Here is a 17,594-nt window from a genome sequence, read left to right as displayed (position 1 = left end):
GGGGGGGGGGGGGGGGGGGGCCACGGGGCTGCGGTGGCGCGGTCAGGCGAAGAAGGCGGGGGCCTGCTCGCCGCGCTCGGGCACCGGCAGGCCGAGGTTGTCGCGCAGCGTCGACCCCTCGTACTCGGTGCGCAGCGCGCCGCGCTCCTGCAGGATCGGCACGACGCGGTCGACGAACTCGTCGAGGCCGTGCGGGGTCACGCGCGGGCCGAGCACGAGCCCGTCCGCGCCCTCGCCGTCGACGAAGTCGATGATCTGGTCCGCGACCTGCTCGGGCGTGCCGACGTAATCGATCCGCCCGAAGAACTCGCGCGCGGTCTCGCGCAGGTTGAGCCCCCGCGACTCCGAGAGTGCGCGGAGCTGGTCGATCGTGCCCTGCCGGTCGATGTAGAAGGTGCGGCCCTGGATGTGGTTCGGCCCGTCGAGCACCGGCTCGAGGTCGGGCAGCGGCCCGTCCGGATCGTAGTTCGACAGGTCGCGGTTCCACACCTGCTCGAGCCGCACGAGCGCGGTCGTAGGCGTGTAGATGCGGTCGAGCGTCTCGCGCGCGAGCTCCTGCGCCTCGGCCTCGGTGTCGCCGAGCACGAACTCGGAGCCGGGCAGGATCTTCAGCGAGTCGCGATGGCGGCCGAAGCCCTCGACCCGCTGCTTGACGTCGCGGAAGAACTCCTGCGCCTCCGGGTTCGCGTGGAAGGGCGAGAAGATCACGTCGGCGTTCGCGGCGGCGAAGTTGCGGCCGTCGCCCGAGATGCCGGCCTGCACGATCACCGGGCGGCCCTGGGGGCTGCGCGGCACCGTGAAGCGGCCCGAGATGTCGAACTGGTCGGTGCTGCGCGCGAACTCGCCCGCGGCGTCCGTGGCGAGGAACTCACCGCTGTCCTTGTCGGCGAGGATCGCGTCCTCGGGCCAGGAGTCCCACAGCTCCTTGACCGCATGCACGAACTCCTCCGCCCGCCGGTAGCGCAGGTCGCGGTCCAGGTAGCCGCCGCGGCGGAAGTTCGCGCCCGTGTAGGCGTCGAAGGAGGTCACGACGTTCCATCCGGCCCGGCCGCCCGAGAGGTGGTCGAGCGAGGCGAGCTGTCGGGCGAGCTCGTAGGGCTCGTTGAAGGTCGTGTTGAGGGTGCCCACGAGCCCGATGTGCTCGGTCACCGCCGAGAGCGCCGCGAGGATGGGGAGCGTGTCGGGCCGCCCGGCGATGTCGTGCTCGAAGAACCGGTCGCCGCGCTGCCGCAGCGCGAGGCCCTCCGCGAGGAAGAAGTAGTCGAAGCGGCCGCGCTCGGCGGTCTGCACGACGTGCTTGAGACTGTCGAAGTCGATCTGCGCGCCGGGCTCGCTGTCCTCCCACAGCACGCTCTCGTTGACCCCCGCGTAGTAGGCCGCGAGGAAGACCTGTCGTTTCGCCTGCTTGCTCATGTGCTGGTTCCGTTCCTGAAGATCTCGATGCCGGTCACGCGGAGACGCGCTCGTAGCGGTTGGCGGCGCGGGCGGGCAGCCCGAGCCGCTCGCGGAGGGTCTCGCCCTCGTAGTGGTCGTGGAAGAGGCCGCGGCGCTGCAGCTCGGGCACGAGCCCGTCGGCGATCGCGGGCAGGTCGTCGGTGCTCACGCCGGGGCGCAGTCGCGCGCCGGCGAATCCGGCCTCGTGGAGCTCCTGGATGCGGTCGGCGACCTCGGCCGCCGAGCCCGCGACGATCTGCGCATCCGAGGCCAGCGGCTCTCCGAGGCCGTCGAGGCGCGCGAGGCGGTCGCGGCCGGATCCCGCCTCGGCGTCGAGGAAGACGACGAGGTCCGCGAGCGCCACGAGCGGCTGCTCGCGCTCGGCCTCCGCCTCGGCCGCGCGCAGCTGGGCGAGGATCTTCGCGGCGTCGTCGCGGTAGAGCGCGCCGTCAGGGGTGGTGAACACGAGGTCGGCGCCGCCGGCGGCGAAGCGGTACGGGGTCTCGGCGTGCGCGAGGGCCGACACCACGGGCTGGCCCTGCGGCGAGCGGGGCACCGTGAGCGGGCCGCGGATGCTGAAATGCTCGCCCTCGAAGTCGACGGTGTGGAGACGGTCGGCGTCGAGGAAGCGGTCGGTCTCGACGTCGCGGATGATCGCGTCGTCCTCCCAGCTGTCCCAGAGCCGGTGGAGCACCTCGAGCGCCTCCGCCGCCTCGGCGAACTCGGCCTCGGAGTCGAGCCGCAGGTCGCCGGAGTCGGCGAGCGGCCACTCCCGGCGCCCGAAGGCCGAGAACTCCTCCTCGCCGAGCGAGAGCTTCGCCTGCAGGCCGCCGCGGCCGCGGCTCGCGTGGTCGAGCGTGGCCACGGCCTTCGCGACGTGGAAGGGCTCGGTGAAGGTGGTCGTCACGGTCGGCAGCAGGCCGATGCGCTCGGTGTGCGGGGCGACGGCGGCGGCGATGAGCAGCGCGTCGAGGCGGCCGCGCACCTGGTCGGTGCGCCGATCCGGCCGCAGCCGGTTCGAGGACTGCAGCGCGAAGCCGTCCTCGATGGTCGCGAAGTCGAGCAGGCCGCGCTCGGCGGTGCGGATGAGGTCGCGCCAGTAGCCGGCGTCGAACAGTTCGCGGGGCCGCGAGGACGCCTCGCGCCAGGCCGCCGGATGCCATCCGGCGCCTTCGAGCGCGACGCCGAGGCGCAGGCGGTTCGCGGCCGTGGACGGCTGGGCGGATGCTGGGGTTGTACTCACGTGGTTCACCTTCCGGTTCGCGTGCTGCGAGGATGCGTCGTTGCCTCCCGACACTAGAACCGCGGGCCCGGGCCTTCATCTCCTCGTGACGGCCGATGACGACGCGTGACAGCGGATGACCGCGCGCCCTCCGGGGCTCCCTGACTGCCCGGCTCCTCGATCCCCTGACTGCCCGGCTCCGCGGCTCCGGGGCGCCCCGGTTCTGCGGCTGCCCGGTCCCCCGTCTCCCCGGATGTCCGCCCTGCGCACTGCGCTGCGCCCTGCCGGATCAGGACGCATAGCCCCGCAACCCCGCATATATCGATGGCAGAGCCATGCACCCCATCCCAGTAGACCTGCCACCCCAAGCCCGGCTGCCCAACCGGACGCATAGCCCCGCAGAACCGGATGTGCGCGCGCCGAAGCCATGCACCCCATTCCAGTACGCCTGCCCATCTCCGAGCCCGACTGCACGTCCTCCCAAATTCGGACGCATAGCCCCGCAACCCCGCGTATGCGGATGGCAGGGCCATGCATCCCATCCGAGTAGACCTACCGCCTCCAAGGCCGGCTGCACCCTCCCAAATTCGGACGCATGGCTCCGCAGAACCGGATATGCCGATGCCGGGGCCATGCACCCCATCCGAGTACGCCTACCGCCTCCGAGCCCGGCTCGGCCTCCTCCCGAATCCGGACGCATAGCCCCGCGGAAGCAGATATGCGCATGCCGAAGCCATGCACCCCAATGCGGGCGCAGTGGCGGCGGGGCCGCGCACGGACGGCAACCCTGGATACAGGGGGAAGACTGCAGGCCCGGGAACAGGGCAGCAGCCCCGGATGCAGGGGCAGCGAGACCGGGCACAGGGGCAGCGAGACCGCGGGCACAGGACCGGCAGGCCCGGGAGCGCAACGGCGACCAGGCTGGGCCGCCGCGAAGGGCGCAGCCTCCGCGACCCGGCAAAGCGGCGACCCGGAAAGCGGCGGGGCGGCGCGGCGCCCGAAGGCGTCGTGCCGCCCCGTCGGCGGACGGATCCCGGCTAGGAGACCGCGTCGGCGGCGTCCTGCGCCTGCTGCAGCCCCTCCTCGACGGGCACGTTGCCGAGGAAGACCTCGTTGAGGTGCGGCACGAACGCCTCCTGCTGCGCCTGGTAGTTCTCGCCGGTGACGGGCGGGATGGTCTCGCCCTCGGTCACGGTGAAGAACGGCGAGGTGTCGACGCCCTGCTCCTCCCAGTAGCCGTTGTAGCTCTCGAGCGCGTCGGTCACGCCGGGGGCGGCGGCGCCCTCGGCGCCGATGAACGCCGCGCCCTCGGCCGAGCCGAGCCACTCGAGCAGCGCCGCGACCTCCTCGGGGTGCTCGGTGTTGGCGTTGCCCGCCGCGACGACGCCGGGCGCGGTCGTGACCTTGCCCGCCGGGCCGGCCGGGATCTCGGTCACGGCCCAGTCGAACGAGGCGCCCTCGCCGATGGGCGCGAGGCTGTAGGTGCCCGACTCGAACACCGCGAGGCTCCCCTGCAGGAACTGGTCGCGCGTGTAGTCGCCGTTGCTGTTCGTGGCCTCGGCGGGCGGGGCCACGTGGTACTCGTCCACGAGATCCACGAGGTACTGGAAGGCCTCGACGGTCTTCGGCTCGGTGAGGGTCAGGTTGCCCTCGGCGTCCTGGAAGGTGCCGCCGTTGGAGCCGATGAAGTTCAGCAGGATGTTCTGCAGCTCGGTGGAGGCGTTGAACGCGTAGGTCTCCACGCTGCCCGGGTCGAACTCGGGCGAGGCGGCGTTGTTGCCGTTCGCGTCGATCGTGAGCTGCTGGAGCAGCGGCAGCAGCGTGTCCTCCTCCGGGTCGAGGCTCCAGGTCGCGTCCGAGAGCTCCTGGGCGGTGACCCCGGCCTCGGCGAGCAGCTCCTCGTTGATGTAGAGCGCCGAGCCGCCGTCGGTGATCTGCGGCACGCCGTAGAGCGCCCCGTCCACGGTGTACTGCTCGACCACGGCCGGGTTCCAGGCTTCCTTGGCGTCCGCGCCAAGCGTCTCGTCGATGTCGAGCAGGTTGCCGCTCGAGACGTAGTCGTTCACGTTGGCGCCGTTCAGCCAGAAGACGTCGTCGCCCGCACCCGCGGAGACGTCGCTCCGGAGCGTCGTGAAGTACTGGTCCCAGGGCACCACGTTGAGCTCGACGTCGATGCCCTCGTTGGCGGCCTCGAACTCGGCGATGGACTGCTCGTAGGCGCTCGCGACGTTCTCGTCCCACAGCCGCAGCGACAGCGTGACGCCGCCGCCCTCCCCTTCGCCCTGGGCGCATCCCGCGAGCGCGAAGGCGGCGAGCAGCGCCGTTCCTCCGGCGGCGATTCGACGGAAAGTCATAGTCCCTCTTTTCTGTGCCGACGACGCGCGACGCGACGCCGTTGTATGTACGCGCATGGAATCGTCGCCCATTCTCCCAAAGTTCGCGCGCCCGCAGCGCCGTGCGTGCAAACTCACGTAATACGGGCGCGCCTAGCGGAAGCCGGTGATGCGGATCGAGTCGACGATGCGCCGCTGGAAGACCACGAACAACACGATGAGCGGGATCATCGCGAGCATCGACGCCGCCATCATGAGCGTGAAGTTGTTCTGGTGCTGCTCCTGCAGCGCCGCCGTGGCCGTCGTGATCACGTGGATGCGGTTGGCGCCGATCATGAGCGGCCACATGAAGTTGTTCCAGTGCGTGACCACCGTGATGAGCAGCAGCGTCACGAGCGTGGGCTTCGACAGCGGCACGACGAGGCCGAAGAGGATGCGCAGCGTGCCGGCGCCGTCCATGCGCATCGCGTCGAGGAGCTCCTGCGGGATCTGCCGGAACTGCTCCCGCAGCAGGAAGATCGCGTACGGGGAGCCGAAGAGGAAGGGCAGCACGAGGCCGAGGAAGCTGCCGTAGAAGCCCGCCTCGGACATGATGAAGTACAGCGGGATGACCGTGACGGCCTGCGGCACCATGAGCGTCGCGAGGAACAGCCAGAACAGCAGCTCGCGGCCGGGGAAGCGCATCCGCGCGAAGGCGAAGGCCGCCGTGGTGGAGAACAGCAGCTGGCCGAGCGTGACCACCGCCACGACCGCGAAGGTGGTGCCGACCGCCTGCCACATGTCCACGCGCAGGTCGCCGAGGGCGAGGAAGTTCTCGACGGTCGGCGGCCAGGGGATCGTGACGCCCTCGGCCGCGAACTGCTGCGGCGAGGTGAAGGCCACGAGGATCGCGAGCACGAAGGGCACGAGCATGAGCAGCCCCGCGGCCGCGAGGGCCGCGTAGGTGCCGATGCCGCGCCATGCGGCGCGGGCGCGGCTCGCCCCGGCGCGCCCGCCCATCCGCCTCCGCAGCCCGCCGCCGGCGGGCGCCGTGCTAGCGCTCATAGGTGGTCCTCCGCGAGAAGTAGGCGTTCTGCACGAGCGCGACCGCGACGAGCAGGACGAACAGCATGATCGCGAGCACCGCGGCCTGGCCGAGGTTGGAGAACGGGATAGCCTGCGAGTAGATGCGCGCCGCGATGAGGTCGGTGGTGCCCTGCGGGCCGCCGTTCGGCGAGAGCGTGTAGACGAGGTCGAAGGCCTGGAAGGCCGCGATCATGCCCGTCACGGTCACGAAGAACATCGTGGGGCGCAGCAGCGGCAGCTTGATGCGCCAGAAGATCTGCCGGTCGCTCGCGCCGTCGATGCGCGCGGCCTCGACGGTCGCGTCGGGGATACTCGTGAGCCCGGCCATGAAGAAGAGCGAGACGTAGCCGATCTGCGTCCAGGCCTGCACGAACGCGACCACGGGCAGCGCGAAGCGCGCGTCCGTGAGCCAGCCGATGTGCTCGCCGAGGAGCTGGTTCACGACGCCGTCGTAGTCGAGCAGCCAGCGCCACACCACGCCGAGCACGACCGGGGCGCTCACCCAGGGCAGCACCAGCAGCGTGCGGAACACGGCCGAGCCGGGCAGGTTGCGCACGAGCAGGGTCGCGAGCCACAGCCCGAGGCCGACCTGCAGCGGCAGCACCATGAGCACGAAGAGCATCGTGACGCCGAAGGACTTCCACACGTCGGGATTGGCGAGCGCCGCCGACCAGTTGGCCGTGCCGACCCATTCGAGCGGATGCAGCAGGTCCCAGTCGGCGAAGGAGAGCGGCACCAGGACGAGCACTGGCAGCAGCAGGAAGGCGAAGACGCCGAAGAGCGCGGGCGCGACGAGCCCGTAGGCGGTCAGCGCCTCGCGGACGGGGCGGCGCCGGAGCGATCCGCGGCGGGGCCTGGCCCGGCGCGGCTCCTCGGCGACGGCGCTCCCGCCCGAGGGCGGGGCGGACTCAGTCACCGGCGCGCTCCCGCCACCAGTCGAGCAGGCGCCGCTCGGCCTCCTCGGGTCCGAGCGGCCCCTCCTCGAGCCGCAGCTCGAGGAGGAAGCTCCGGGCCTCGCCGACCACGCGACCGGGCTCGAGGTCGAGGATGCGCATGATGTCGTCCCCGCTCAGGTCCGGGCGGATGGCCGCCATCTCCTCGCGCTCGCGGAGGTCGGCGAGCCGCTCCTCGAGGTCGTTGATCGCGAACTGCAGGCGGTCGGACTTGCGCCGGTTGCGCGTCGTGATGTCGGCGCGGATGAGCAGCAGCAGCTGGTCGAGCCGGTCGCCGGCGTCGCGCGCGAATCGCCGCACCGCCGAGTCCGTCCAGCCCGCCGCGCCGTAGTTGTAGAGCCGCATGTGCAGCTCGACGAGGCGCGAGATCTGCTTGATCGAGTCCTTGTCGAAGCGCAGCGCCGTGAGCCGCTTGCGCGCGAGCTTGGCCCCCACCCAGTCGTGGCCGTGGAAGGTCACCTGGCCCTTCGGCCCGAACTCGCGGGTCTTGGGCTTGCCGATGTCGTGCAGCAGCGCCGCGATGCGCAGCACGACGTCCGGCGAGTGCTCGGGGCGGTGCTCCTGCTCGAGCGCGATCGCGTTCTCGAGCACCTTGATCGAGTGCTCGTACACGTCCTTGTGCTGATGCGCGGAGTCCCGCTCGAGCTGCAGCGCGGGCAGCTCGGGCAGCACGAGCTCGGCGAGGCCTGTCTCGACGAAGAGCTCGATGCCGGCGCGCGGGGAGTCCGCGGCCATGAGCTTGAGGAACTCGTCCCGCACCCGCTCGGCCGAGATGTCGAGGATGCGCGGGGCCATCTCGCGCACCGCGTCGTGCGCGGGCAGGTCGAGGTAGAAGCCGAGCTGCGCGGCGAAGCGCACGGCCCGCAGCATCCGCAGCGGGTCGTCGCCGAAGGAGACCTCGGGCTCGACGGGCGTGCGCAGCACCCCCGCCAGCAGGTCCTGGAAGCCGCCGGTCGGGTCGACCAGCTCGAGCCGCGGCAGGGCGAGCGCGAGCGCGTTGACGGTGAAGTCGCGGCGATGCAGGTCGCCCTCGATCGAGTCGCCGAAGGCCACGACGGGCTTGCGCGACAGGCCGTCGTAGGTGTCGGCGCGGTAGGTGGTGATCTCCACCTGCTCGCCCCGGATGCGCGCGCCGATCGTGCCGAACTCGCGGCCGATGTCCCAGTGGGCCTGGGCGATGGGCGCGACGATCTCGAGGATGCGATCGGGCCGCGCGTCCGTGGCGAAGTCGAGATCGTGCACGGGCCGTCCGAGGAAGGCGTCCCGGACGGGCCCGCCCACGAGCGCGAGTTCGTGTCCGGCGTCCTCGAAGGCGGCCGCGAGCGCCGCGACCGGTCCCGAGCGCGAGAGTTCGGTCAGTCTGGCCATTGCCGTCTGCACGTGATCCACCGGAACAGTCTACGAGCCGGCTCGGAGCGGGTGTCCGTCGAGCGGCGGAAGCGTCACGCAACGTTGCGCTCGTAGACTTGCCCCATGTCTGATGCATCGCATCCGCGAGCACCACGGCTGCCCTGGCGGCGATTCCTCGCGGCCGCAGCGGTGGTGCTCGGGTTCTGCGCGGCCGGGTCCGCCCCCGCGCAGGGCGTCGCGACGCCGGACGCGGCGGATGCCGGCGGCTCCGCGCGGCCCGCCCCGCAGCAGTCGGCCGCCCCCCGCATCGGCGTCGAGGGGCAGCGCACCGCCGAGCTCTCGCTGCAGAACGGCGGCGTGGTCGGCGAGGGCGATCAGCTCAGCGGCACGGTCGCGCTCGCGAACCGGGTGGACGAGGCCGCGAGCGCGGGCGAGATCGTCATCCGCATCGCGCCGGCGACGATCGACACGCGCTACGACCTCGACTCGTGGTGGGATCCGGAGGAGGACTGGCAGCTCGGCACCGAGGTGTACCGCGCCCCGGTCTCGGAGCTCGAGGCCGGCTCCACCATCACGCTGCCGGTGACGCTGCCCGAGTCCGCCACCGAGCTGCTCGAGGGCGGCCCTTTCGGCGCCCGCGGCATCAGCGTCCAGTGGGTGGAGGGCGAGGATCTCGTCGCCGAGGGCCGCTCGACGCTCGTCTGGGACGCGGAGTCCTCGGCGCAGCCCGTCACCGTGAGCCCGATCGTGCCGATCGTGGCGCCGGTGACCGACCGGGCGCTGCTGAGCATCGAGGAGCTCGAGGAGCTCACCGCCGAGGAGGGCCGGCTCACCGAGCTGCTCGACGCCGTCGAGGGATCCTCGGCAACGCTCGCGATCGATCCGCGCCTGCTCGTCTCCATCCGCGCCCTCGGCGACGACGCGCCCGAGACCGCGCTCGAGTGGATCGAGCGCCTCGAGGCGCTCGAGAACGACAGCTTCCCCCTCGAGTTCGCCGATGCGAGCCTCACCCTGCAGCAGCAGGCCGGGCTCGAGGAGCCGCTCGAGCCGACCGACTTCTCCTACGAGACCTCCCAGCACGAGTTCCTCGTCGAGGTCAATCCGGATGCCGACGGCGAGGGGGCCGGGCAGGACGCCGAGGCGGATGCGCAGGAGACCGGCGCGCCAACCGGCACCGGAGAGGCCGGCCCGACCCCGCCGCAGACCACCGGCGCCGCCGACGCGGCGGGCGCCGAGCCGGACGCCACCGATCCGGCGGGCACGGCGCCCGAGGAGGCGGAGGCCGATGGCGAGGAGGAGCCCGAGACGGAGTCCGTGCCGCCGCCCGGGCTCGAGGAGCTGCTCGCCTTCGACTACACGCGCGACGACCTCCAGTGGCCCGCGGCCGGCACCGTGAGCGACCTCGGCGCCCTCGCGGAGTGGCGCGGCGGCACAGTCATCCTCGACGGCGCCCAGGTAACGCTCTCGCCCGACCGCTACGCGACCCCGAGCTCGCAGCACCGCATCGGCGACACCGAGGTGCTCGTCACCGACACGCAGATCGACCAGGCCGTCGCCGACGCCGTCACCGCCGAGAGCCCGATGGAGTTCCAGGACGGCGCCGCGGAGGTCGCGACGCTCCTCTCCGTCGTCTCCCGCGAGCTGCCCAACGAGGCCCGCGAGATCGTCACGACGCTGCCTCGCAGCGCGCTCGAGGATCCGTCCAGGCTCGGGGAGCTGCTCGACCAGCTCGACTCGCACGGCTGGACCAGCCTCGCGCCCGCGCCCGCCGCCGCGTCCGACCCGGCCGCGCTCACCGAGACCGAGCTGCTGCCGATGCCCCATTCGGAGGCGGCGATCGGCAAGTTCAACGCGCTGCGGGAGGCGGAGACGCGCGGCATCGCCCTCAGCTCGCTCTACGAGGACCCCGGGGAGGTGACCGGCGAGCTGCGCGCCGAGCTGCTCTTCGCCTTGAACGGCGGGCTCATCCAGTCGGACCGCTGGGATACGGTCTCGGGCTCGTTCGTGCGGCTCGCCACCGACGCCGCCGATCGGATCTCGGTGGTCGAGGGCAGCGAGATCCAGCTCATCGGGCACGAGAGCTCGCTGCCGCTGTTCGTCGAGAACGCGACCGATCGCGAGGTCACGGTGGTGGTCGAGCTGCGCCCGACCACCGGCCACCTCAGCGTGACCGACTCGGCCACCGTGGTCGTGCCCCCGGGAGGGGTGACGCGCGCGACCCTGCCGGTGGAGGCCATCGCCAACGGCGTGAGCGGCGTGGAGGCCACCCTGTGGACCGTGGACGGCACGCCGCTGAACTCGGAGGCCGACCTCGTCGTCAACGTCAACTCGACGCTGGAGAGCGTCGCCGTCGTCCTGCTCATCGGCTCGGGCGTCGTGCTCTTCGTGCTCGGCGTCTGGCGGACGCTCCGCCGCCGCAGGCGCGAGCGCTCGGAGGAAGTGGGACAATCTTCCGATGGCTAAATCCTTCGGTCGAACCAGCCTGGTCCTCGCCTCCGGCACGCTCGTGTCGCGAGTGCTGGGATTCGTCAAGGCGATCGTGCTCGCGCAGACCATCGGTCTGGTGGGCTCCGCCTCGGCCGACGCCTTCGCCAACGCGAACTCGCTGCCCACGAGCATCTACTCGCTCATCGCGGGCGGCCTGCTCAACGCCGTGCTCGTGCCGCAGATCGTGCGCGCGACCAAGCGCGAGGACGGGGGCCGCGAGTACGTCAACCGGCTCATCACCCTCGCCATCGTCGTGCTCGGCGGCCTCACCGTGGTCGTCACGATCGGCGCGCCGATCCTCGCCTGGATCTACGGCCTGACGCTCTCGCAGGAGCAGCTCGGCCTCGTCATCGCGATCGCCTACTGGTGCCTGCCGCAGATCTTCTTCTACGGCCTCTACGCGGTCGTCTCGGAGGTGCTCAACGCGCGCAGCGTGTTCGCGCCGTTCGCGTGGGCCCCGGCGCTCAACAACGTGATCGCGATCGGCATGCTCGTCGTGTTCTCGCTCCTGTTCGGCGCCGACCCGGGCGGCAGCCGCGCCATCGCCGAGTGGACGCCCGTGATGGTCGCCACCATCGGCGGCGGCACCACGCTCGGCGTGGTGGCGCAGGCGGGCATCCTCTTCTTCTTCCTGCGCAGGGCGGGGCTGCGCTACCGGCCCGACTTCCACTTCCGCGGCACGGGCCTCAGCCGCATCGGCAAGCTCGCGGGCTGGTCCTTCGGCCTGCTCGTGGTCGTGCAGATCACCGGCTGGCTCGAGACGGTGGCCGCGAACGTGGCCTTCGGCGCCGCCGCCTCCCTGGCGGCGCTGCAGAACGCCATGATGATCTTCATGCTGCCGCACTCGATCGTGACGGTCTCGCTCACCACCACGATGTTCACCTCGATGAGCGAGAAGGCCGCCAATCGGGACACGAGATCGGTGGTCGAGGATTTCTCCCGCGGCGCGAGATCCATCGCGATGTTCATGATCTTCTCGGCCATCGCGCTCATGATCATCTCGCCCGCGTTCGCGCGGATCTTCGACGGTACGGACGAGGGCATGGTGGCCCTCGCGGTCGTGCTCTCCTCGCTGCTCATCAGCCTGTTGCCGTACTCGCTGCTGTACTACGTGCAGCGCGTGTTCTACGCCTTCGAGGACACCCGCAGCGTCTTCCTGCTCTACGCCCTCACGGCGCCGCTGCAGCTGATCGGCATCCTGGTCGTCTCCATGACGGTGGACATCGAGTACCTCGTCATGTCGCTCGCGCTCGTGCAGTCCGCGACCACGGTCCTGCGCTTCCTCGTCATGATCCGCGTGCTGCGCAAGCGCCTCGGCACGATCGACGGCCCCGAACTGCTCAGGGCGGTCATCCGGTTCGCCGCGTTCGCCGTGCCCACGGTGATCGTCGGCGCCGGCATCATGTGGCTCCTCGGCGGCTACACGTACGGCGGCTGGGCGCGCGGCGGCATCAGCGCGGCGCTCATCACGTGCATCGCCTCGGGCTTCGCGATGGTCCTCGTGTTCTTCGGCCTCGCCCTGTTCTCGCGCAGCCCCGAGCTCGAGGCCTTCGCCGGGCCGATCCTCCGCCGCCTCGACGGCCGCCGCGGCCGCCACTCGGTGGAGCTGCACCGCCACTCGGCGCAGGCGGTGGGCGCCGAGCAGTTCGCGGAGCAGTACGAGACGCTCATGCAGCACGAGCCGATGCCGGGCTATGCGATGGGCATCGGCTCGACCTCGCAGTCGAGCCCCGAGAGCGAGATGGCCGTGAGCGCCACCCACTTCACCACCGAGCTGCCCACCCGCAGCGAGATGCGCCGCTACGAGCGGCAGAAGCAGCGCGAGGAGTACGAGAAGCGGCATGCGAAGGACGACGAGCCGCTGATCTGAGCCGCGCGGAATACCAACATCCAGGGCGGGGTTGTCATGATGGATAGCGTGCGCCGCGCAGACCGCTCGGCGCGCAGCCGATAACCCGCTCCCAGGAGTCGCCCACCATGCGAAATGTCGCCATCATCGGATCCGGTCCCGCCGGGTACACCGCTGCCATCTACGTCGCCCGCGCCGGGCTCAAGCCGGTGCTGTTCACCTCCGCCGTCGAGGTCGGCGGCGAGCTCATGAACACGACCGACGTCGAGAACTTCCCGGGCTTCCCCGAGGGCATCCTCGGCCCCGATCTGATGGAGCGGTTCCAGCAGCAGGCCGAGCGCTTCGGCACCGAGCTCGTCTACGACGACGTCGAGGCGCTCGAGCTCGAGGGCGACGTCAAGCGCATCCGCACCGCCTACTCGGGCGAGTACGAGGCCCTGGCCGTGATCCTCGCGACCGGTTCCGCCTACCGCCGTCTCGGCGTCGAGGGCGAGGACCGCCTCTCGGGCCACGGCGTCTCGTGGTGCGCGACCTGCGACGGCGCGTTCTTCCGCGAGCAGCGCATCGCCGTGATCGGCGGCGGCGACTCGGCCATGGAGGAGGCGCTGTTCCTCACCCGCTTCGCCGACCGCGTGACGGTCATCCATCGCTCGCAGCAGTTCCGCGCCTCGCAGATCATGCTCGACCGCGCGCGTGCGAACGAGAAGATCGAGTGGCTCACCGACGCCAGGGTGCTCGAATTCGAGGGCGAGAAGGGGCTCGAGCGCATCCGCCTGCAGAGCACCGAGACCGGCGAGGAGTTCGCGCAGGAGTTCACCGGCGCCTTCATCGCCATCGGCCACGACCCGCGGACCGCCCTGTTCGCCGACCAGATCGAGCTCGCCGAGTCCGGCGTCGTGGCCGTCGAGGGGCGCAGCTCCCGCACCTCCCTGCCCGGCGTCTTCGCCGCGGGCGACGTGCTCGACGACCACTACCGCCAGGCGATCACGGCCGCCGGCTCCGGCACCGTCGCGGCCCTCGACGCCGAGCAGTACCTCTCCGAGCTCGACCCCGGGCTGCTCGCGCGCGTGGACGCGCCCACGGGCACCGAGGACGCCGAGGCGGAATCGCAGGCCGGCGAGGAGCAGCAGGCCCCGGAGCAGCAGGCGGCGCCCGCCATCTCGATCAACCCGATCGCCGGCGCCTCGCTCTTCGGCACCGACAAGTAGCGCGAACCCATCCAGCATCGACGAAGGAAGCGACCGAACCCATGTCCAATGTCATCGAAGCCACCAACGACACCTTCGACGCCGAGGTCCTGCAGGCCCCCGGCTCCGTCATCGTCGACTTCTGGGCGCCCTGGTGCGGCCCGTGCAAGCAGGTCGCGCCCGTGCTCGACCAGATCGCCGCGGAGCACCCGAACGTGAAGATCGTCAAGGTCAACGTCGACGAGGAGATGGATATCGCGATGCGGTACCAGGTCACCGGCATCCCGGCGATCAAGCTCTTCCACGACGGCGAGGTGCGGAAGGAGTCGGTGGGCGCCAAGCCCAAGGGCGCCCTCGAGAAGGAGTTCGAGGGCTACCTCGACTAGCCGCCGCGACGGCGATGCCCCCGGAATCCGCGATTCCGGGGGCATCGCCGGTTTCCGCGCATGCCGGGGCCGCACCCCGTGCGCCCTCGCGACCCTCTCCTCCGTGCACTCGCGCTGCGAAGTGATTGACGCATCAATCACTTCGCAGTATGATTGACGCATCAATCATCGGAGGTGATTCGAATGTCGGGTGAATCCGCGAACCGGCAGCGGCGGATGCCGTCGGCGCACGAGCTGCGCATCTGGCGCGACTTCGTCGAGACCTCGGAGCTGCTCCGGCGGCGGCTGGGCGCGCGGATGCAGGCCGAGTCGGGCATCTCCTCCGCCGACTACTCGGTGCTGCTCGCCCTCGGCGAGGCGGAGGGCCGCTCGATGCGGTCCTCCGACCTGGCGGAGCACATCGGCTGGGACCGCAGCAGGCTCTCCCACCACCTGGGGCGGATGGAGAAGCGCGGGCTCATCCGCCGGGAGCGGTGCGCCGACGACAGTCGCGGCTCGCTCGTCCTCCTCACCCGCGAGGGCGCTCAGCGCTTCCGCCGCGGCTCGGTCCCGCACCTGCGGGACGTGCGCGAGCTGTTCCTCGACGCGCTCGAGCCCGAGCAGCTGACCGCGGTCGGCGAGGCGACGGCCGCGCTCCGCACCCACCTCCAGCAGCCCCCCGCCCCGGGGGATTGACCGCCCCTCCCACTCTCCGCAGCGATTCCGCGCGCCACGGCATCAAGGCACCCGCACGGTTCTGCTTCGCACTCCATACTCGCGATAAGGAACCCTCATGCAATTCGGCATCTTCGGGGTCGGCGACATCGCCCCCGACCCGCACACGGGACAGACGCGCTCCGAGGCGCAGCGCATCGCCGACACCGTCTCGGTGGCGAAGGCCGCCGACGAGCTCGGCCTGGACGTATTCGCCTTCGGCGAGCACCACAACCCGCCGTTCGTCGCCTCGAGCCCGCCGGCCATGCTCGCGTACCTGGCCGCCGAGACGAAGCGGATCGTGCTGTCGACCTCGATCGCCCTCATCACGACGAACGATCCCGTGCGGATCGCCGAGGACTACGCGTTCGTGCAGCATCTCGCACAGGGCAGACTCGACCTCATGCTCGGGCGCGGGAACACCGCACCGGTGTATCCGTGGTTCGGCAAGAACATCCGCGACGGCGTGGAGCTCGCGCTCGAGCACTACAACCTGCTGCACCGGCTCTGGCGCGAGGACGTCGTGGACTGGGAGGGGAGGCACCGCACTCCGCTGCAGGGCTTCACCGCGACCCCTCGTCCGCTCGACGGGGTGCCGCCGTTCGTGTGGCACGGGGCGATCCGCACGCCGGAGATCGCGGAGCAGGCCGCCTTCTACGGCAACGGCTACTTCGCCAACCACATCCTCGCCCCCAACTTCCACTTCAAGCCCCTGGTGGACTTCTACCGGCAGCGCTTCGAGCACTACGGGCACGGGCGCGCGCAGGACGCGATCGTGGGGCTCGGCGGGCAGGCGTTCATCGCCCGCAGATCGCAGGACGCCTACGACCGGTTCCGGCCCTACTTCGAGCACTACCCGATGTTCCGCGGCACGAAACTCGAGGACTTCGCCGAGAGCACACCGCTCTCGGTCGGCAGCCCGCAGGAGATCATCGACAAGACCCTGACCTTTCAGGAGGGCTTCGGCGACTATCAGCGGCAGCTCTGGGCGATGGACACGGGCTCCATCCCGGTCGATGTCGCCCTCGAGCAGATCGAGCTGCTGGCCACCGAGGTGGTGCCGGTGCTGCGACGCGAGCTGGAGGCGCGGCGCGCGCCGGGCGTTCCCGACGCTCCGACGCACGCCTCGCTGGTGGCGGCGCGATACGGCGACGGCGAACCGCGGCAGGCCCGTCCCCGGCCCAACACCGGGGACAACACCGCGGGGCCGCTGCCCTATCTCGACAGCGATCCGGCAAGCCCCGCGACCATGCCGAGGTTCGGCGCATGAGCGCGGGAGCGGCGCCGGTGCGGCTGGTCGCGATCAGCGCCGGGACCGGCGAGCCGTCGACCACGCGGATGCTCGTGGACCGCGCCGCGCAGGCCACGGTCGAGCGGCTCCGCGCCGAGGGCCGGGACGCGACGGCGCACGTGATCGAGCTCGCCCCGCTGGCCGTCGGCATCGCCCGGTCGACGGTCTCCGGCTTCCCCGAGGCCGAGGTGCAGGAGGCGATCGGACGAGTCGCCGCGGCCGACGGGCTGATCGTCTCGACTCCGGTCTACAAGGCCGGGATGAGCGGCCTGTTCAAGTCGTTCTTCGATCTGCTCGACGGCGACCTCATGATCGCCAGACCGGTGCTGCTGAGCGCCACCGCCGGGTCCTCCAGGCACTCGATGACGGTCGACGACCAGCTGCGCCCGCTGTTCGCCTTCTTCCGCGCCCTCCCCGCCCCGACTTCCCTGTTCGCCGCCCCGGAGGACTGGGGATCGGCCGAGCTCGGGAAGCGGATCGCGCGGGCCGCCGGAGAACTGGCGGCGCTCATCGGCAGCGGGGTCGGCCGCGACATCGCCGACGGCGGCTGGTCCGGCTACCGGCACGCCTTCGCCGGAAATGCGACCCGAGCCGAGCGCGGCGTCGGCGACGTGGACTTCGACACCGATCTCATGCGCCTCGCGACCGGCGGGCGCTGAGCCCCGAACCACGACCATCCGTCCATCCACCGACCAACCGCAACCCGAGGAGTGCACCATGCCCGAATTCACCGTACGAACGATCGTCGGCAGCCTGTCCGAGAAGTCGATCAACCGGAAGCTCTTCCGGGCGCTCGACCGCCTGGCCCCCGAGGCCGGCCTGCAGCTCGTCGAGCTCCCGATCAAGGATCTGCCGCTCTACAACCACGACTTCGACGCCGACTATCCGGAGGTCGCGACGCAGCTCAAGAACGACGTCGAGGCCGCCGACGCGGTCCTCATCGTCACCCCCGAGTACAACCGGTCGATGCCCGCCGGCGTCAAGAACGCCCTCGACTGGGCCAGCCGCCCGTGGGGCACCAATTCCTTCGACGGCAAGCCCGCCGCGGTCATCGGCACCTCGCCGGGCGCGATCGGCACCGCCATCGCGCAGAACCACGTCCGCGGCGTCCTCGCCTTCCTCGCCGCGCCCACGCTCGCGCAGCCCGAGGCCTACATCCAGGACCGCCCCGGCCTGATCGACGACGAAGGCGAGATCGCCGACGAGAGCACCAGGGCGTTCCTCGTCCAGTACTTGACCGCCTTCCGCGAGCACATCGCGAAGACGCTGCGCGCCGAGCGCTAGCCGAGAGGAGGATCGCTCCATGCCGAGCATTACGCGGACCGTCGCCGGAGTCGCGGCGGC

The 17,594-nt window shown here is 71.1% G+C and carries 14 protein-coding genes; 8 read left to right on the top strand and 6 right to left on the bottom strand.

What is annotated here, in order from left to right:
- Positions 1-42: 42 nt before the first annotated feature.
- The 6 genes from FM112_RS09075 to FM112_RS09050 all read right to left on the bottom strand — a co-directional run bounded on the left by FM112_RS09075 (position 43) and on the right by FM112_RS09050 (position 8,375).
- Positions 43-1,413 carry an NtaA/DmoA family FMN-dependent monooxygenase gene (locus FM112_RS09075; RefSeq protein ID WP_087006686.1) on the bottom strand — a complete coding sequence of 457 codons (1,371 nt, stop codon included), beginning with the start codon at positions 1,411-1,413 and terminating at the stop codon, positions 43-45.
- A 34-nt stretch (positions 1,414-1,447) separates the two neighbouring features.
- Positions 1,448-2,677 carry an LLM class flavin-dependent oxidoreductase gene (locus tag FM112_RS09070; protein ID WP_087006699.1) on the bottom strand — a complete coding sequence of 410 codons (1,230 nt, stop codon included), beginning with the start codon at positions 2,675-2,677 and terminating at the stop codon, positions 1,448-1,450.
- Positions 2,678-3,693: 1,016 nt separating this feature from the next.
- Positions 3,694-5,010 (bottom strand): sugar ABC transporter substrate-binding protein, encoded by a 1,317-nt coding sequence (locus tag FM112_RS09065; RefSeq protein WP_087006684.1) that lies wholly within the window; start codon positions 5,008-5,010, stop codon positions 3,694-3,696.
- 132 nt (positions 5,011-5,142) lie between these two features.
- A complete protein-coding gene (locus FM112_RS09060; RefSeq protein ID WP_254910431.1) occupies positions 5,143-6,033 on the bottom strand; it encodes a carbohydrate ABC transporter permease in 891 nt (296 codons plus the stop codon).
- The gene (locus tag FM112_RS09055; RefSeq protein ID WP_087006679.1) at positions 6,023-6,970 is read right to left on the bottom strand and encodes a carbohydrate ABC transporter permease; all 948 of its coding nucleotides are present in this window, start codon (positions 6,968-6,970) and stop codon (positions 6,023-6,025) included. Before FM112_RS09055 ends, FM112_RS09060 begins: the two co-directional genes overlap by 11 nt.
- Positions 6,963-8,375, bottom strand: a complete 1,413-nt coding sequence (locus FM112_RS09050) for a CCA tRNA nucleotidyltransferase (RefSeq protein WP_087006677.1) — start codon at positions 8,373-8,375, stop codon at positions 6,963-6,965. Before FM112_RS09050 ends, FM112_RS09055 begins: the two co-directional genes overlap by 8 nt.
- 105 nt (positions 8,376-8,480) lie before the next feature.
- On the opposite strand from FM112_RS09050, the gene FM112_RS09045 reads away from it, so the two are divergent.
- The 8 genes from FM112_RS09045 (at position 8,481) to FM112_RS09010 (ending at position 17,534) form a co-directional block, all read left to right on the top strand.
- Positions 8,481-10,820 carry a DUF6049 family protein gene (locus FM112_RS09045; protein WP_140400639.1) on the top strand — a complete coding sequence of 780 codons (2,340 nt, stop codon included), beginning with the start codon at positions 8,481-8,483 and terminating at the stop codon, positions 10,818-10,820.
- Positions 10,813-12,714, top strand: a complete 1,902-nt coding sequence (gene murJ, locus FM112_RS09040; RefSeq protein WP_087006673.1) for a murein biosynthesis integral membrane protein MurJ — start codon at positions 10,813-10,815, stop codon at positions 12,712-12,714. Before FM112_RS09045 ends, murJ begins: the two co-directional genes overlap by 8 nt.
- A 107-nt stretch (positions 12,715-12,821) precedes the next feature.
- Entirely contained in the window at positions 12,822-13,901 is a 1,080-nt protein-coding gene (gene trxB / locus FM112_RS09035; protein WP_087006671.1) for a thioredoxin-disulfide reductase, read from the top strand.
- Between the two features lie 41 nt (positions 13,902-13,942).
- Positions 13,943-14,266 (top strand): thioredoxin, encoded by a 324-nt coding sequence (trxA, locus tag FM112_RS09030; protein WP_087006669.1) that lies wholly within the window; start codon positions 13,943-13,945, stop codon positions 14,264-14,266.
- Between the two features lie 183 nt (positions 14,267-14,449).
- A complete protein-coding gene (locus tag FM112_RS09025) occupies positions 14,450-14,941 on the top strand; it encodes a MarR family winged helix-turn-helix transcriptional regulator (RefSeq protein ID WP_087006667.1) in 492 nt (163 codons plus the stop codon).
- 97 nt (positions 14,942-15,038) lie between these two features.
- Positions 15,039-16,229 (top strand): CE1758 family FMN-dependent luciferase-like monooxygenase, encoded by a 1,191-nt coding sequence (locus tag FM112_RS09020; RefSeq protein ID WP_087006665.1) that lies wholly within the window; start codon positions 15,039-15,041, stop codon positions 16,227-16,229.
- Positions 16,226-16,909, top strand: a complete 684-nt coding sequence (locus tag FM112_RS09015) for a CE1759 family FMN reductase (RefSeq protein ID WP_087006663.1) — start codon at positions 16,226-16,228, stop codon at positions 16,907-16,909. The genes FM112_RS09020 and FM112_RS09015 overlap by 4 nt, the downstream gene beginning before the upstream one ends.
- Positions 16,910-16,967: 58 nt before the next feature.
- A complete protein-coding gene (locus FM112_RS09010) occupies positions 16,968-17,534 on the top strand; it encodes an NADPH-dependent FMN reductase (protein WP_087006661.1) in 567 nt (188 codons plus the stop codon).
- The last annotated feature ends 60 nt before the right edge of the window (positions 17,535-17,594 follow it).

The organism is Gulosibacter sp. 10 (genome assembly GCF_900163695.1).
Lineage (GTDB): Bacteria > Actinomycetota > Actinomycetes > Actinomycetales > Microbacteriaceae > Gulosibacter.
The sequence above is the reverse complement of the archived record's forward strand: the minus strand, read 5'-3'. Positions and strand labels throughout refer to the sequence as shown.

Coding starts and splice junctions, on each gene's coding strand:
- FM112_RS09075 (WP_087006686.1), bottom strand. CDS start 1,413: ATGAGCAAGCAGGCGAAACGACAGGTCTTCCTCGCGGCCTACTACGCG.
- FM112_RS09065 (WP_087006684.1), bottom strand. CDS start 5,010: ATGACTTTCCGTCGAATCGCCGCCGGAGGAACGGCGCTGCTCGCCGCC.
- FM112_RS09060 (WP_254910431.1), bottom strand. CDS start 6,033: ATGAGCGCTAGCACGGCGCCCGCCGGCGGCGGGCTGCGGAGGCGGATG.
- FM112_RS09050 (WP_087006677.1), bottom strand. CDS start 8,375: ATGGCCAGACTGACCGAACTCTCGCGCTCGGGACCGGTCGCGGCGCTC.
- FM112_RS09045 (WP_140400639.1), top strand. CDS start 8,481: ATGTCTGATGCATCGCATCCGCGAGCACCACGGCTGCCCTGGCGGCGA.
- murJ (WP_087006673.1), top strand. CDS start 10,813: ATGGCTAAATCCTTCGGTCGAACCAGCCTGGTCCTCGCCTCCGGCACG.
- trxB (WP_087006671.1), top strand. CDS start 12,822: ATGCGAAATGTCGCCATCATCGGATCCGGTCCCGCCGGGTACACCGCT.
- trxA (WP_087006669.1), top strand. CDS start 13,943: ATGTCCAATGTCATCGAAGCCACCAACGACACCTTCGACGCCGAGGTC.
- FM112_RS09025 (WP_087006667.1), top strand. CDS start 14,450: ATGTCGGGTGAATCCGCGAACCGGCAGCGGCGGATGCCGTCGGCGCAC.
- FM112_RS09020 (WP_087006665.1), top strand. CDS start 15,039: ATGCAATTCGGCATCTTCGGGGTCGGCGACATCGCCCCCGACCCGCAC.
- FM112_RS09015 (WP_087006663.1), top strand. CDS start 16,226: ATGAGCGCGGGAGCGGCGCCGGTGCGGCTGGTCGCGATCAGCGCCGGG.
- FM112_RS09010 (WP_087006661.1), top strand. CDS start 16,968: ATGCCCGAATTCACCGTACGAACGATCGTCGGCAGCCTGTCCGAGAAG.